The 16298-nt window shown below is 66.8% G+C and carries 12 protein-coding genes; 8 read left to right on the top strand and 4 right to left on the bottom strand.

Annotated features, from left to right (window positions below):
- Positions 1-38: 38 nt before the first annotated feature.
- The 7 genes from IPU70_RS14620 to IPU70_RS14590 all read left to right on the top strand — a co-directional run bounded on the left by IPU70_RS14620 (position 39) and on the right by IPU70_RS14590 (position 9711).
- Positions 39-1175: a polysaccharide biosynthesis/export family protein gene (locus IPU70_RS14620; RefSeq protein WP_041654095.1), complete on the top strand. Its 1137-nt coding sequence runs from the start codon at positions 39-41 to the stop codon at positions 1173-1175.
- 62 nt (positions 1176-1237) lie between these two features.
- A complete protein-coding gene (locus tag IPU70_RS14615; RefSeq protein ID WP_207468240.1) occupies positions 1238-3499 on the top strand; it encodes a GNVR domain-containing protein in 2262 nt (753 codons plus the stop codon).
- Between the two features lie 20 nt (positions 3500-3519).
- Complete coding sequence (locus IPU70_RS14610; protein WP_207468237.1) at positions 3520-4923, top strand: phosphomannomutase/phosphoglucomutase; 1404 nt, start codon at positions 3520-3522, stop codon at positions 4921-4923.
- Between the two features lie 13 nt (positions 4924-4936).
- Positions 4937-6604 carry a glucose-6-phosphate isomerase gene (gene pgi, locus IPU70_RS14605; protein WP_207468235.1) on the top strand — a complete coding sequence of 556 codons (1668 nt, stop codon included), beginning with the start codon at positions 4937-4939 and terminating at the stop codon, positions 6602-6604.
- A 13-nt stretch (positions 6605-6617) separates the two neighbouring features.
- Positions 6618-7667, top strand: coding sequence for a UDP-glucose 4-epimerase GalE (gene galE, locus IPU70_RS14600; RefSeq protein ID WP_207468233.1), 1050 nt, complete (start codon positions 6618-6620; stop codon positions 7665-7667).
- Between the two features lie 174 nt (positions 7668-7841).
- Positions 7842-8789 (top strand): serine O-acetyltransferase EpsC, encoded by a 948-nt coding sequence (epsC, locus tag IPU70_RS14595; protein ID WP_207468231.1) that lies wholly within the window; start codon positions 7842-7844, stop codon positions 8787-8789.
- 103 nt (positions 8790-8892) lie between these two features.
- A complete protein-coding gene (locus IPU70_RS14590) occupies positions 8893-9711 on the top strand; it encodes an NAD-dependent protein deacetylase (RefSeq protein WP_207468229.1) in 819 nt (272 codons plus the stop codon).
- A gap of 161 nt (positions 9712-9872) precedes the next feature.
- Here IPU70_RS14590 and IPU70_RS14585 read toward each other — a convergent pair whose 3' ends face one another.
- The 3 genes from IPU70_RS14585 to IPU70_RS14575 form a co-directional block, all read right to left on the bottom strand.
- A complete protein-coding gene (locus IPU70_RS14585) occupies positions 9873-10727 on the bottom strand; it encodes an inositol monophosphatase family protein (protein WP_207468227.1) in 855 nt (284 codons plus the stop codon).
- Positions 10728-10873: 146 nt separating this feature from the next.
- A complete protein-coding gene (locus IPU70_RS14580) occupies positions 10874-12343 on the bottom strand; it encodes an NAD-dependent succinate-semialdehyde dehydrogenase (protein ID WP_207468226.1) in 1470 nt (489 codons plus the stop codon).
- A gap of 124 nt (positions 12344-12467) precedes the next feature.
- Entirely contained in the window at positions 12468-13733 is a 1266-nt protein-coding gene (locus tag IPU70_RS14575; RefSeq protein WP_207468224.1) for a 4-aminobutyrate--2-oxoglutarate transaminase, read from the bottom strand.
- Positions 13734-13828: 95 nt separating this feature from the next.
- Between IPU70_RS14575 and IPU70_RS14570 the strand changes: the two genes are divergently transcribed.
- Positions 13829-15340, top strand: coding sequence for a PLP-dependent aminotransferase family protein (locus IPU70_RS14570; protein ID WP_371818950.1), 1512 nt, complete (start codon positions 13829-13831; stop codon positions 15338-15340).
- Here the strand turns inward: IPU70_RS14570 and IPU70_RS14565 are convergent.
- Entirely contained in the window at positions 15326-16222 is an 897-nt protein-coding gene (locus IPU70_RS14565; protein WP_207468222.1) for a DUF72 domain-containing protein, read from the bottom strand. The two genes, IPU70_RS14570 and IPU70_RS14565, sit on opposite strands and share 15 nt — an antisense overlap.
- Positions 16223-16298 lie beyond the last annotated feature (76 nt).

The raw sequence follows: 16298 nt of genomic DNA, 5'->3' as shown, positions 1-16298 counted from the left end.
CACTCCAAGCAACGAAGTCATTCACAAGTGGATTTGCCATGACGACATTTTTCGGAACGTTGAGCCGAGGCATAGCAGCTATCGCGCTCGTGTCCTCGCTGGGCGCTTGCGCCTTGTCTCCCGGTATGACCTTTGACGCCAATCAGCTTGCGGATCCGCTGGATCCGAACTCCAAGGCAGTAATCAAGGAAATCACGCCGTCGCTGGTGCTTGAAGACCAGCGCGCGCGCCAGGCATTGCTCGACAACGAAGGTGTCGACAAGCTCTACGGCAAGTCCGGGCCGTACCTGATCGGGCCGGGGGACATCCTCTCGATCGTGGTGTGGGATCACCCTGAACTCGTCCTTCCGACGCAAACCTACGCCATCGGGACAGGGGTCACGGAACTAGCCATTGGGGATACTGCCTCGGGCATTCCGGGCTATACGGTTTCATCCACTGGATATATCCAATTTCCGTATGCGGGATTGCTGAAAGTGGCCGGGTTGACGGAACTTCAGGCGCGCAATCTCATAGTGAATAGTTCAGGCAAGTACATCCAGGATCCGCAGATCACCGTACGCGTTCTGGGATATCGCAGCAAGCGTGTTTACGTGGATGGCGAGGTCAAGACGCCGGGCGCAATCGCGATCAACGATATTCCGATGACCCTGTTGGAAGCCATCAACAGGGCCGGCGGCATTCTGCCGACCGGAGACCGCAGCGCAGTGTATGTGATCCGGGATGGCCGCCGCACTCGCGTGAACGTGCCCGCGCTGATCGAGCGCGGCCAGGACTTGAATCAAGTACTGCTGAAGTCGGGCGACATCGTGAGGGTCACGCCGCGCGACGACAGCAAGGTGTTCGTGATGGGCGAGGTGACCTTGCCCACCGCGGCAGTGATGCGTGACGGACGCATGTCATTGACCGAGGCGTTGGGCTTGGCCGGAGGACCGAACCAGCTGACCTCGAACCCGTCGCAAATATTCGTTGTGCGCAGCACTGAGCAAGCGACGCCGCTGGTGTTCCACCTGAACGCCGGCTCGCCGCAGACTCTTGCGGTGGCGGAGAAGTTCGAGTTGCAACCCAAAGATGTTGTGTTCGTGGACACGGCCGGCTTGGTGCGGTGGAACCGCTTCATCAGCAACCTGTTCCCGAGCGCCCAGACCGTACAGACCGTGAAAGCCATAGATTAGTCCGCCTTAAACCACGCCTGGGGACGCCGCGACCGCGGCGGCGTCTTCTCTTGGAGAGCTGCATGTCGTTGCCCATCGAATCGTTCGAGCCGTCCGTGCCGGCTCGCCAGCAGGAAACTCCGTTGTCGTCCCATGTGGACGCCATCTTCTCCAACCGGTGGATGATCATTGCGATCACTCTGCTCGCATTACTGGGGGCGCTCACTTACGTGATGATCACGCCCAAGGTGTATTCGGCCGACATCATCGTGCAGGTGGAAGAGGAAATGCCCCAGGGGCAGAGCCGCAGCCTGCTGGGGGATGTTTCCTCCATGTTCGATACCAAGGCGGAGACCTCGGGCGAAATGGAAGTGCTGCGCTCGCGCATGGTGGTCGGGCCCGCGGTCGACAAGTTCCTGCTGTACATCCAGGCCAAGCCGCGCTATTTCCCCGTGATCGGCGAATGGCTGGCGCAGCGCTATGAAAGCCTGCCGTACCCGTCGAGCTTTCCGCGCGGCGGCTACGCCTGGGGCGGCGAAGCCATCGCGATTTCGCAGCTGGACGTGCCCAACGAATGGCTGGGCAAGCCCTTTCGCGTGACCACGCTGGGCGAAGGACGCTACACGCTGAGCGACAAGTTCACCGGCGCCACCTTCAACGGCACGGTGGGCAAGCCCGAGCATTTCAGGCTGCCTGGCGGCGGCGCCATGGACGTGCATATCGATGCGCTGACGGGACGCCCCGGCACCGAGTTCACCGTATCGCGCAGCTCGCGCCTGGCGGCCATCGAGGACGTGCAGGGGCGCCTGGGCATATTCGAACGTGGCCGCACCTCGGGCGTGATCGGCGTCACGCTGGAAGGCAATGATCCCGCGTTGACCACCGCCGTGCTCAACCAGATCGGCCAGGAGTACGTGCAGCAGAACGTGAACCGCAAGTCGGCGCAGGCCGAGAAGTCGCTGGTGTTCCTCGAGCAGCAGCTGCCGGTGCTCAAGGGCGAGCTGGACGCAGCCGAGACCAAGTACAACTCCTTGCGCAACAAGCGCGGCACCATCGACCTGAGCGAAGAGGCCAAGCTGATCCTCGCGCAGTCGGTGGATGCGCAGACCAAGGTGATGGAGCTGCGCTCCAAGCGCCAGGAAATGATCACGCGCTTTGCGCCGACCCACCCCAGCATCGTGGCATTGGACCGCCAGATCGCCGGCCTGACCGGGGACGTGAACCGCATCGGCAACAACATCCGCCAGTTGCCCGACCTGGAACAGGACGTGGTGCGCCTGGTGCGCGACGTGCGCGTCAACACCGAGCTCTACACGGCGCTGCTCAACAACGCCCAACAGCTGCGCCTGATCCGCGCCGGCAAGGTGGGCAACGTGCGCATCCTGGACTCGGCGGTGCAACCCGACAAGCCGGTGCGTCCCAAGGCCGCCATCATCATCGGCGTTGCAACCGCCTTCGGCCTGATCTTCGGCATGCTGTGCGCCTTCGTGCGCAACGCCTTGTTCGGCGGCCTGTCCGAACCCGACGACGTCGAGCGCCATACCGGCCTGCCGGTGCTGGCCGCCATTCCGTACAGCGACATGCAGGACAAGCTGTGGCGGCGCAGCCGGCGCAAGAACGCCAGCGTGCCCGCGCTGCTGGCGCAGAGCCAGGGCAATGCGCCGCCGATCGAAAGCCTGAGGTCGTTCCGCAATGTGCTGCAGGCGTCGCTGCGCCAGTCGGCCAACAATATGGTCATGTTCACCGGGCCGGTGGCAGGCGTGGGAAAGTCCTTCCTGTCGGCCAACTTCGCCTTCATCCAGGGCGGCGTGGGCAAGCGCGTGCTGCTGATCGACGCTGACTTCCGCAAGGGCCAGCTCAACCGCTACTTCGGCGTGCCCAAGGAGGATGGCCTGTTCGAAGTCCTGTCGGGCACGATCCCGTTGACCCAGGTGCGCAAGCACAGCGTGTCCGAAGGCGTGGACTTCATCGCCACCGGCGCGGTCACCTTCGATCCCTCCGAACTGCTGGCCTCGCCGGTGTTTGGCGAAACCCTGCGCGAGCTGGCATCGCAGTACGACATGGTGATCCTGGACACGGCGCCCGTGCTGTCGTCGCCGGACGCGGCCGTGGTCGGCACGCATGCGGCCGCGGTGATGGTGGTGGTGCGCTCGGGCATGAATACCGTGGGTGAGATCCGCGAGACGGCCAAGCGCCTGATCCAGGCGGGCGCACCCGTGGACGGCGTGCTCTTCAATGGTCTCAAGCTCATGCCGGAACGCTTTGGCTTCCGGTCCAAGTACGGTAGTTATCGCTACTCCCGTGCGGCGTATTACGGCGATTTCAAACAGAACGGCCCTAAATAACGCCACCCGGAGAAACTGGCATGCACGGAACTTTTGGCTGGGATACCCCGCAAATTCTGGATGCGGTTTTCAAGGCTTATGACATACGCGGCACGGTGCCGGAAGAGATCGACGCGCGGTTCGCGCACAGCCTGGGCATGGCGACGGGGACCCAGGCCCGCGAATTGGGGGCGCGGTCCATCGTGGTGGGCAGGGATGGCAGGCTGAGCAGCGTCGAGCTGGCGGCCGCCTTGCAGGCGGGCCTGCGCTCGGCGGGCATGCACGTCATCGACATCGGCATGGCGACCACGCCGATGGTGTATTTCGCGACCCGCCTGATGGACACGGGCGCGGGCATCGCGGTCACGGGCAGCCACAATCCGCCTGCCCACAACGGCTTCAAGATCGTGCTCGACGGCGCGTCGTTGTACGGCGAGGGCATCACCGCGCTGCGCGACGCGATGCGCCTGCCGATCGAATCGGCCAGCGCTTCGGGCGGGCGCACGCAGATGCAGATCATGCCGTGCTATACGGCGCGCCTGATGGGCGACATCCGCATGGCGCGCCCGATGAAGATCGCCATCGATTGCGGCAACGGCGTGGCCGGCGCGGCGGCGCCGGCGCTGTTCCGCGCCCTGGGCTGCGAAGTGGTCGAACTGTTCTGCGAGGTCGACGGCTCGTTCCCGGGCCATCATCCGGACCCCGCCGATCCGCAGAACCTGCAGGACCTGATCTATTGCCTGCGCTATTCCGACTGCGAGGTCGGCCTGGCGTTCGACGGCGACGGCGACCGCCTCGGCGTGGTGACCAAAACGGGGCAGATCATCTGGCCGGATCGTCTGCTGATCCTGCTGGCGCGCGATGTGTTGGCGCGCAACCCGGGCGCCGAGATCCTGTACGACGTGAAGTGCAGCCGCCATGTGGCGCGCGCGATCACGGAGGCTGGCGGCAAGGCCACCATGTGCAAGACCGGGCATTCGCTGATCAAGGCCAAGATGCGCGAGACCGGCGCGATGCTGGCCGGCGAGATGAGCGGCCACATCTTTTTCAAGGAACGCTGGTACGGCTTTGACGACGGCATCTACGCGGCTGCCCGGCTGCTGGAGATCCTGTCCGGGGCGCCCGATCCCTCGGCCCTGCTGGAAAGCCTGCCGCAGTCCTGCGCGACTCCCGAAATCAAGCTGGAAACCGCCGAAGGCGAGCAGTTCGATCTGGTGGCGGCGCTGCGCGCGCAGGGGCAGTTTCCCGGCGCGCAGTCCATCAACGATCTGGACGGCATCCGGGTGGACTACGCCGACGGCTTCGGCCTGGCGCGTCCGTCCAACACCACGCCGACGGTGGTATTGCGTTTTGAAGGGGACACCGTGGCCGCACTGGCCCGTATCGAGGAGGATTTCCGCAACGCGTTCCGGCGCATTGCCCCTCATGTTCGTTTACCGTTTTAAGGAGCATCACGCGATGGGAAAGGCCAAGTATGCGGTTGAGGCGCTAAGGGCGAATTCCGGCCTGGCGGACAGCCCTGAGTGGCAGGCGTTCGCGCAAGCCGCGCGCAGCGCGGAACTGGATGGCGCGGCGCTGAAGGTCATCGAGGCGGCCGGTCTGTGCGTGGACTTGAGCATGCAGCGGCAGGCGCCCGCGCTGGAAGCCGCGGCCATGGCGCTGCTGCAGGCGCGCGGCGTGGCGGAGGCGCGCCAGGCGCTGTTCGCGGGCGAGGCGGTCAACTGGACCGAGGGCAAGCCGGCATGGCACACGGCGCTGCGCGCCGGACGCACGCGCGAACAACCCGACGGACAGGACGCGGACTCCGTTTGCGAGCATGCGCGCATGACCGACTTCGTGCGCCGCGTCGACCAGACGGCCGACTTCAATACCGTGCTGCACATAGGCATCGGCGGCAGCGATTGGGGGCCGCGCCTGGCGGTGCAGGCATTCGGCGGCGCGGCGCAGCGCCGCCAGATCCGCTTCGTGTCCAACATTGACGGCCACGCGTTCCATGACGCGGTAGCCGGACTGGATCCGCGCCGCTGCCTGGTGGTGGTGTCGTCCAAGTCCTTCACCACCGCCGAGACGCTGCACAATGCGCGCGCCGCCATCGCCTGGCTCAAGCAGGGCGGCGTGGCGGATGCGTCGGAGCATCTGGCCGCGGTCACCGCCAATGTGTCGGCGGCGCGGGCGCTGGGCGTGCCGTCCAGCCAGATCTTCAAGATGTGCGACTGGGTCGGCGGGCGCTATTCGGTCTGGTCGGTTGCCGGCCTGTCGATCGCGCTGACGGTCGGCGCGGACGTGCTGATCGGCATGCGGGCGGGCGCCGAGGCCATGGACCAGCATTTCCAGCAGGCGCCGTTCGCCTCGAACGCGCCGATCCAGCTGGCGCTGGCGGGGCTGGTCAACTGCAGCGTGCTGGGACACAACTCCCTCAACATCGCGGCCTACAGCGCGCGGCTGCTGCATCTGGTGACCTATCTGCAGCAGCTGGAAATGGAGTCACTGGGCAAGCGGGTCGCGGGCGACGGCGCGGCGGTGGGCGTGCCGACCGCGCCCATTATCTGGGGCATGCCGGGTACCGACGGCCAGCACACTTTTTTCCAGTGGCTGCATCAGAGCGAGGACGGCGCGCCGGTGGACTTCATCGCCAGCCTGCAAGGCCATGCGGACAGTCCGGACGCGCACCGCATGCTGCTGGCCAACTGCCTGGCGCAGCGCCAGGCGCTGCTGCGCGGCAAGTGCCTGGAGCAGGCGCTGATGGACGTGGCGCACATCGACGACCAGGAACGGGCTCTGAGCCTGGCGCAGCACATGGTCCATCCGGGCGGACGGCCTTCCACCCTGATCGTGCTGCGCCAGCTGGATCCGCGCGGGCTGGGCGCGCTGCTGGCCTTGTACGAGCACAAGGTGTTCGTGCAGAGCGTGGTCTGGGGCATCAACCCCTTTGACCAATGGGGCGTGGAACTGGGCAAGCGCCTGGCCACCGGCATCGAGCGCGAGCTGGCGGTGCCGGTGTCGGCCGGCGTGGTGGACTGGGGCCACGACGCGTCCACCTCGTACTGGATCGATCGCTACCGCAGCCATGCCCAGGCGCCGCGGCCGCGCCATGCCTGGGTGCCGGGCGTGGCGGCGCATCTGTGAAGGAGGCCGGGCCATGCCGGACCTGCATGTATTGGTGACCGGCGGCGCCGGTTACATCGGCACGCACACCTTGGTGGCGATGCTGGCGGCCGGCCAGCGGCCGCTGGTGCTGGATGACTTCAGCAACGGCAGCCGCGAGGCTGTGCGCCGCGTCGAGCGACTGTGCGGCGTGGAGATCCCGCTGGTGGAAGGGGATATCCGCAGCCCCGGCCTGGTCGAGTCGGTGCTGGCCGGATCGGCGGCGCGAGGCGCGCCGGTGGGGGCGGTGCTGCACCTGGCCGGCAGCAAGGCGGTGGGCGAGTCGGTCGCCGATCCGCTCAAGTACTACGACAACAATGTGGGCGGTTCGGTGGCGCTGCTGCGCGCCATGCGCGAGGCGGGCGTGACGCGCATGGTCTTCAGTTCATCGGCCACGGTCTATGGCGAGCCGCAGTACCTGCCGTTCACCGAAGCGCACCCGCTGGCGCCGACCAATCCCTATGGCCGCACCAAGCTGATGGTGGAAGAGGTGCTGCGCGACGTCTGCAGGGCCGACCCGGCTTTCAGCGCCGTCACGCTGCGCTACTTCAATCCCATCGGCGCGCACCACAGCGGGCAGATCGGCGAAAGCCCGCGCGACATTCCGAACAATCTGTTTCCCTTCATCACCCAGGTGGCGGTGGGGCGCCAGCCCTACCTGCGGGTGTTCGGCGACGACTACGACACGGCTGACGGCACCGGCGTGCGCGACTATCTGCACGTCATGGACCTGGCGCAAGGGCATGTGCAGGCGCTCGCATACTCGGAGAGCCATGCCGGGTTCGTGGCGGTCAACCTGGGTACGGGGCAGGGCACCAGCGTGCTGGAGCTGGTGCATGCGTTCGAGCGGGTCAACGGCTGCCGGATTCCCGTGCGCGCGCAAGCCCGTCGTCCCGGCGATATCGAGCGCATGTGGGCCGATCCCGCATTGGCGGCCAGCTTGCTCGGCTGGCGCAGCACGCATGGCGTGGATGCGATGTGCGCGGACGGCTGGCGCTGGCAGCAGGGCAATCCTCAAGGCTACGATCAGGACGTGGGGACATAACCCCTGCGCCGTGTCGGATGGATTCCGCGAAACCGGCGCGAGCGGTTACAGTTGACGGAAATATTGCGAAGCAGCATTGCCCGGCGGCCAAGCCGCCGCGGCCATGCACCGTCAACGAGGCGCACCCATGTTTGAATTCAATCCGTCTACTGGCTCCCAGCAGGAGCCGCGGTCATGAGCGGGCCGACCTACAACGCGCCGGCCCACTGGAACCTGGACAGCATCGTGTCCGGCCTGCACCAGGCGCGCGTGGCCTGGCGCGGTCCGCGCGGCCGCCTGCGCGAAGACGCCGGCCTGCGCGAGTTTCCGTCGCAGGAAAGCCTGCGCCAGATCGTCAAGAACCTCTGTGGCGCCCTGTTCCCGATGCGCCTGGGTCCGATCGACCTGCGCGAGGAGGTCGAGGACTTCTATGTCGGGCATACCATCGGCGCGGCGCTGGACGCGTTGCTGCACCAGGTCTGTCTTGAGCTGCAATACGTGGGCCGGCCCGAACAGGCGGAACCCGCGGATACGCGCCAACGCGCCATCGAGATCGTGCGGCAGTTCGGCGCTGAGTTGCCGCGCGTGCGCGCCGCGCTGGACCTGGACGTGACCGCCGCCTACCAGGGCGACCCGGCCGCGCACAACGTGGACGAAGTGCTGCTGTGCTATCCGGGCGTGGCGGCGATGATCCATCACCGCCTGGCCAACGTGCTGTACCGCCTGGGCGCGCCGATGCTGGCGCGCATCGTGGCGGAGATCGCGCATGCGGACACGGGCATCGACATCCACCCGGGCGCCACCATCGGCCGCAGCTTCTTCATCGACCACGGCACCGGCGTCGTGATCGGCGAGACCGCCATCATCGGCGACCGCGTGCGCCTCTATCAAATGGTCACCCTGGGCGCCAAGCGCTTCCCGCCCGGCGAAAACGGCGAACTCAAGAAGGGCCTGGCGCGCCACCCCTTGATCGAGGACGACGTGGTGATCTACGCTGGCGCGACGATTCTCGGCCGCGTCACCATCGGCAAGGGCTCGACCATCGGCGGCAACGTCTGGCTGACCCGCAGCGTGCCGCCCGGCAGCAACGTGACCCAGGCCAGCCTGGTCAGCGACATGCCCGACTGCGGCCTGGGCGGCTGAGTGACATTTGCGGCGGCCGCCGTTTTGCGGTGGCCGCCATTTTTGCGGTGGCCGCCATGTTGCGGTGGCCGCCATTTGTAGTGGCCGGCACTGAGGAGCCTGGATGGACACACGAGTCTCTGATCTGGCCGCGCTGCGCGGCTTCGTCGACCGCCATCCGCGGCTGTTCGTGCTGACGGGAGCGGGCGTCAGCACCGACTCCGGCATCCCCGACTACCGCGACACCGAAGGCGAATGGAAGCGCAAGCCGCCCATGACGCTGCAGACCTTCATGGGCGGCGAACTGGCGCGGGCGCGCTACTGGGCGCGCAGCATGGTGGGCTGGCGCCGCTTTGGCCACGTGCAGCCCAATACCTCGCACCGGGCGCTGGCGCGGCTGGAATCGCGCGGCCGCGTCTCGGTGCTGGTGACGCAGAACGTCGATGGCCTGCACGAGGCCGCCGGCAGCCGCGAGGTCGTGGACCTGCACGGCCGGCTCGACGAGGTGCGCTGCATGGCCTGCGATTGGCGCGGCGGCCGCCAGGCCTGGCAGGAGGCGCTGCAGGACGGCAATCCGGACTGGATGCTGCTGGATGCCACGGACGCGCCCGACGGCGACGCCGATCTGGAAGGCGAAGATTTTGCGCGCTTCAAGGTGCCGCCCTGTCCGCGCTGCAGCGGCGTGGTCAAACCCGACGTGGTGTTCTTTGGAGAAACCGTGCCGCGCGAGCGGGTGGACCGCGCCAACGCCGGCCTCATGAACGCCGACGCGGTGCTGGTGGTGGGTTCTTCATTGATGGTGTATTCGGGCTACCGCTTCGTGTCGGCGGCCTCGCGCAACGGCATGCCGATAGCGGCCATCAACCTGGGGCGCACCCGCGCCGACAGCATGCTGACCCTCAAGGTGGAACTGCCTTGCGCCGAGGCCCTGGACGCGCTGTAAGGCGGCCCGCGGCCGGCCGGTTTTTGACCGGTCTAAGCAAGTGCTTGCCCTGAAAAGGTTTTTTTCCGCTGTTACAGACCTTTCCATAGGGTTGTCCACAGGAACTGTGGATAATTCCTAGGGATAACCCCGAGTTTTTGAACGTTCCCGGGGGCGATCTGTCAAGTCTCGCTGGCTTCCGCCATGTCCCCCATCAGCGCTTTTCGAGCCGCGTGCCAACTGCCGGCGTCCGGCGCGTACAGCAGGCCGCCCGTGCGGTGCGTGGGCTTGTAGGGGGATCCGTCAAAGTGCGCGGCGTAGCCGCCCGCCTCGCGGTGCAGCAGCCAGCCGGCCGCGTGATCCCAGGCGGTCAACTGGTTGTACAGCGCGATATGGCAATGCCCCGCGGCCAGCATGCGGTACTCGTGCGCGGCGCAGCGCAGCGAGGCGGTGCTGCCCAGCCGCGACAGATTGCTGTTGACGGTCGTGCGCAGCGGCTCGGGCAGGGCGCCGGTCGAGATCAGGCCGTCCATGTCGTCCGGAGGCGCGGGGCTGGCCACCGCGAGCGGGACTTGCCTGCCGTTTTCATATTCCATCCAGGCGCCTTCGCCGCGTACGGCCAGCGCGCTGTCGCGGCTGACCGGGTCGTAGATGACGCCTGCGATCACGTCGCCGCGATGGCAAGCGGCGATCATCATGCCGAACAGCGGCAGGCCCGCCACGTAGTTGCGGGTGCCGTCGATGGGGTCGATCAGGAACGCCAGGTCGGCGTCGACCAGCATGTTGAGCAGGGCAGGGTTGCGCGCCGAGGCTTCCTCGCCGATCAGCACGGCGCCCGGATGCAGCTTGGCCAGGCGCGCCGCGATCAGGCGTTCGGCGGCTTCGTCGGCATCGGTGACCAGATCCCGCGCGGAGCTTTTGCCGCGCACCGCGCCTTCCGGCAGATTGCGAAAGCGCGGCATGACTTCCGTCTGCGCCGTTTCGGCCAGGATGGCGGCAAGCCGGCGGGTGTCCTCGCGGGTAAAGGTTCTGCTCATACGGGCTCGTTCGTTCGGGGAACGCGCAAATCTACCACGCCGGACGCGGGTCGGGATGCAACATATCGGACTTCCGGAAACCGGCGCAAGAAATGCGCGCGGCCCTCGCCGGCGGATGCCTGCGAGGGCCGCGCTTCAGGGGCCGTTCAGGCGCCCAGGTCGACGCAGAGGTACTTGATCTCCAGATACTCTTCGATGCCGTACTTGGAGCCTTCGCGGCCCAGGCCGGATTGCTTGACGCCACCGAAGGGGCCGACTTCGTTGGAGATGATGCCGGTGTTGATGCCGACGATGCCGTACTCCAGCGCTTCGGACACGCGCCAGATGCGGGCGTAGTCGCGGGTGTAGAAGTAGGCGGCCAGGCCGAAGATGGTGTCGTTGGCCATGCCGATGACTTCCTGTTCCGTTTCGAAGCGGAACAGCGGGGCCACCGGGCCGAAGGTTTCCTCGGTCGCGAAACGCATGGACTGGGTCACGTCGCGCACCACGGTCGGTTCGAAGAAGGTGCCGCCCAGCGCATGCGGCTTGCCGCCGGCGATTACCTTGGCACCGTGCGACGTCGCGTCGGCGATGTGCTCCTGCACCTTTTCCACGGCGCTGCTGTCGATCAGCGGACCTTGGGTCACGCCGTCGGCGAAGCCGTCGCCGACCTTCATGGCTTCGACCTTGGCGACCAGGCGCTTGGCGATCTCTTCATAGACGCCGGCCTGCACGTAGATGCGGTTGGCGCAGACGCAGGTCTGGCCGGCGTTGCGGTACTTGGAGGCCAGGATGCCGTCGATGGCGCGATCCAGGTCGGCGTCGTCGAACACGATGAAGGGCGCGTTGCCGCCCAGTTCCAACGACAGCTTCTTGATGGTGGGCGCGCATTGTTCCATCAGCGTGCGGCCGACTTCGGTGGAGCCGGTGAAGCTCAGCTTGCGCACCACATCGCTTTCGCACAGGGCTGCGCCGATTTCGCGCGAGCTGCCGGTGATGACGTGGAACACGCCCGCGGGCACGCCGGCTTCTTCAGCCAGCACGGCCAGCGCCAACGCGGTCAGCGGGGTCTGTTGGGCGGGCTTGACCACCATGGTGCAGCCGGCGGCCAGGGCCGGGCCGACCTTGCGCGTGATCATCGCGGCCGGGAAGTTCCACGGCGTGATGGCGGCGGTGACGCCGATGGGCTGCTTGAGCGCCATCAGGCGCTGACCGGCCTTGGGGCTTTGCAGGATGTCGCCGTCGATGCGCTTGGCTTCTTCGCCGAACCACTCCAGGAACGAGGCGGCATAGGCGATTTCGCCGGCGGCCTCGGTCACGGGCTTGCCCTGCTCGGAGGTCATGATGGCGGCCAGGTCTTGCTGGTTCTGCATCATGAGCTGGGCCCACTTCAGCAGGATCGCGGCACGTTCCTTGCCGGTCTTGGCGCTCCAGGCGGGCAGCGCGGCCTCGGCGCTGGCGATGGCCTGTTCCGCTTCCTTGCGGCCCAGCTTGGGCACGGACACGATGGTCTTGCCGGTGGAGGGATTGTCCACGGGGATGGACGGGCCGTTGCCGGCGGCTACCCATTTGCCGTCGATGTAGCAGGCGTCGCGCAGCAGGTCGGGGCGCGCCAGGGGATGAGTCAGTGCGGTCATTGTTGCAGTCTCCTTGAAGGGATGCGGTGGGCCAGGAAACGTTTACGGGCGTGGCGGATAACCCGCTACGCCCGCAAAACTTGTGCCTGCCCGCCGGAATACCGGTAAGTTCAGGCCCTGTGCGTCAGGCGGCGAGCGCCTCGGACAGGATGGCCAGCGCGCGATCGAACTGGGCGTCGGGGATGGTCAAGGGGTACAGGAAGCGCAGGACGTTGCCGTACACACCGCAGCTTAGCAAAATCAGACCCTTTTCGATGGCGCGGGCTTGCACGCGCTTGACCGCTTCCGCGTCCGGCTTGCCGGTGGCGGGATCGTTCAGTTCCAGGGCGACCATGGAACCCAGGCCGCGCACGTCGGCGATGCCCGGAACCTTGGCGCGCAGGCCTTCCAGATGCGCGCGCAGCTTGTCGCCCAGGGCGTCGGCGCGTTCGCACAGCTTTTCCTCGGCGATCACGTCCAGCACGGCATGCGCCGCGGCGACCGCCAGCGGGTTGCCGGCGTAGGTGCCGCCCAGGCCGCCGGCGGCGGGCGCGTCCATGACGTCGGCGCGGCCGACCACGCCCGATATCGGGAAGCCGCCGCCCAGGCTCTTGGCCATGGTGATCAGGTCGGCCTGGACCGAGTGGTGCTCCATGGCGAACAGCTTGCCGGTGCGGCCGAAGCCGGTCTGGACTTCGTCGGCGATCAGCAGGATGCCGTGCTCGTCGCAGAGCTTGCGCAGCGCCGTCATCAGCTCGGGCGGGGTGATGTTGAAGCCGCCTTCACCCTGCACCGGTTCGATGATGATGGCCGCAACGCGCTTGGGATCGATATCGCACTTGAACAGCAGGTCTAGCGCCTTGAGCGAGTCCGCCACGCTGATGGACTGGGTGGCGTTGGGGAAGGGCACGTGATAGATGTCGCCGGGCATCGGGCCGAACGACAGCTTGTACGGGGCGACCTTGCCGGTCAGCGCCATGCCCAGCATGGTGCGGCCATGGAACGAGCCCGAGAAGGCGATGACGCCCGAGCGGCCGGTGGCCGAACGCGCGATCTTGACGGCGTTTTCGACGGCTTCCACGCCGGTGGTGAAGAAGGCGCTCTTCTTCAGGCCGTCGATGGGGGCGAGGCGGTTGATGCGCTCGGCCAGCGAGACATAGCCTTCGTACGGCACGATCTGGTAGGCCGTGTGCGTGAAGTTGTCCAGCTGCGCGGCGACCGCGGCCTTGATCTTCGGGTGCAGATGGCCCGTGTTCAGGACGGCGATGCCGCCTGCGAAATCGATGTATTCCTTGCCATTGGCGTCCCACAGGGTGGCGTTTTCGGCGCGCACCGCGTAGAAGTCGCACATGACGCCGACGCCGCGCGGCGTGGCCAGGGAACGGCGGGTATTCAGGTCCTGATTCTTCATCTCAGCCTCTGCGAGCATGATGGGCGGGAAAACCTTATTTAATGCTACGATGGCCCCACTTGTGGGAACCACTTTTATAAATCAGGTAGAACCAATTGCGGTCCATCGTCGGTGACTTGCTGCAGCTGCGGCTGGCGGACGGCTCCAGCGAGCCCATGAACAAGCGGCTGTACCGCGGCATCCGGGAAGCCATCCTGGATGGGGCCATTGCCGCGGACTCGCGCCTGCCCGCCTCGCGCGACCTGGCGGCCGAGCTCGGCATCGCCCGCAACACGGTGGTCCACGTCTACAGCCAGCTGCTGGCCGAAGGCTACACCCGCAGCCGCCAGGGCAACGGCACCTTCGTCAATGCCTCGGTCCCGGATTCCTACCTGGCCAGCGGCCGGCGCAAAAGCCAGCCGCCGCCGGCGCAAGCGCGTCCAGCGCTGTCGCCGCGCGGCGCCGCCATCGTCGACGGCGTTTCGGCCTCGCCCTACCAATGGGGCGCCTTCATGCCCGGCGTGCCGGACCTGACCGAGTTCCCGCACAAGAAGTTCGGCCGCATTTTCAGCGCCTTGTGGCGCAATCCCTCGCCCGACCTGCTGACCTACGCCTACGGCGGCGGGCTGCCGGCCCTGCGCGAGGCGCTGGCGCAGCATCTGGCGCTGACCCGCTCGATCGATTGCGACCCCGAGCAGATCATCATCACCGAGGGCTCGCACCAGGCCATCGACCTGACCACCCGCATCCTGGGCGAGGCCGGCGAGACCGCCTGGGTCGAGGACCCGGGCTACTGGGGCGCGCGCACCGTGCTGCAGGCCAATGGCCTGCATACCGTGCACCTGCCGGTGGACGAGGAGGGCATGCGCCTGCCGGAGACCGTGGGCACGCCGCCGCGCTTCATCTTCGTCACCCCTTCGCACCAGTACCCGCTGGGGCCGGTCATGTCACTGACGCGCCGGCGCCAACTGCTGGCGGTGGCGCGGCAAAGCGGCAGCTGGATCATCGAGGACGATTACGACAGCGAATTCCGCTTCTCCGGCCGGCCCATCGCCTCGCTGCTGGGGCTGGAACCGGACGCGCCCGTGATCTACATGGGCACCTTCAGCAAGACCCTGTACCCGGGCCTGCGCGTGGGCTATCTGGTGCTGCCCAAGACCCTGACCGCCGCGTTCCAGGCGGCGCACGCGGAGCTGTACCGCGAAGGGCATCTGATGACGCACGCGGCCCTGGCCACGTTCATCTCGGAAGGCCACTACGCCGCCCACATCCGCCGCATGCGCATGCTGTACGGGCGCCGCCGCGCCATGCTGGTCAACCTGATCGAACGGCGGCTGGGACCCGACTGGCTGCACCGCGACGCCAGTATGGCGGGGTTGCACCTGGTGTTGACGCTGCCCGAGGACATGGACGACCTGCGCGTGGTGGACGTGGCGCGCGGCAAGGGCGTGCTGACGCGCGCGCTGTCGCGCTATTACGTCAACGACGAGGGCCGCCGGCCGGGCCTGTTGCTGGGCTACGCCTGCGTGCCCGAGCACGATATCGCGCGCAAGTTCGAAGTGTTGCTGGAAAGCCTGAACGAAGTGGCGCGCGCGCCTGCGGCGCTGGCGGTGTCAGGCGGGCGCTAGCGCCGCCGCGAAGGCCGCGGCGTTGCGCATGCCCTGATCTTCAAAGTTGGTGTTGAAGACCGCGTGCGCTTGCGCGCTTTGCGCCGCCAGCCGCGAGAAGCGCTCGGCCAGTTCGGCCAGTTCCTGTTCCGAGTATTCATATTGGAAGCGCCCCGAGGACGCGGCGCCCGACACGTTCCAGGTGGCCGTGTTGCGCCCATGCAGGCGCAGCAGCGTCAGTTCCGGGTGAGTGCATTCCCAGACCGCGGGCACGGTGTTCTCAAAGCCTTGCGGGCTGTCCACCACTGTATGCGCCACCCCCAGTTCGCGCTCGAAGGCCAGCGTGTCCGCGGTGGCCGAGGGCGACTCGAACCAGCTGCGGTGGCGGAATTCCATCGAGACCAGATGGTCCTCCATGCGCCGCGCGCAGTCGGCGACCCGCGCCCGGCCGCGCGCGTCGCGCCGGATCCAGGGCGGAAATTGGAAATGCACCGCGCCCAGCTTGTCCGCCATGCGCAAGGGTTCCAGCGCAAGCTGGTAGCGGCGCCAGAGTTCGTCGCGCAGATCCGCAGGCATCCGGTCGTGGTAGATGACGGGCTCGGGCCAGTCCGGCAGCTCGCGGCGGATATCCGCCGGTAGTGAGGAAAGTGGAGTCTGATGGCCAGTGAATAGCCGGAAGGCCTTGATATTGAAGACGAAATCTTCAGGCGTGCGCTGTGTCCAGAGATAGGCGTTTTCGGCCGTGGGCATGGCGTAGTAGCTGGAATCGACCTCGGCCATGGGGAAGCGCGAGGCATAGAAGCGCAGCCGCGCTTCGGCGCTGCGGACCTCCGGCGGGTAGAAGCGGCCGCAGGCCAGCAGGGTGGGGTCGGTCCAGGAGGCAGTGCCGGTCAAGAGGCGCATGGCACGGGCAAATCAGACTTTATCGGAAAAATTCTGTATAAATATACAGTGTTCATCCGAAGCCCGGCAATGTCCG

The organism is Achromobacter sp. SD115 (assembly GCF_017355315.1).
In the GTDB taxonomy this organism is placed as follows: Bacteria; Pseudomonadota; Gammaproteobacteria; order Burkholderiales; family Burkholderiaceae_B; genus Achromobacter; species Achromobacter xylosoxidans_B.
This window is presented reverse-complemented; position numbering and strand designations above follow the sequence as displayed.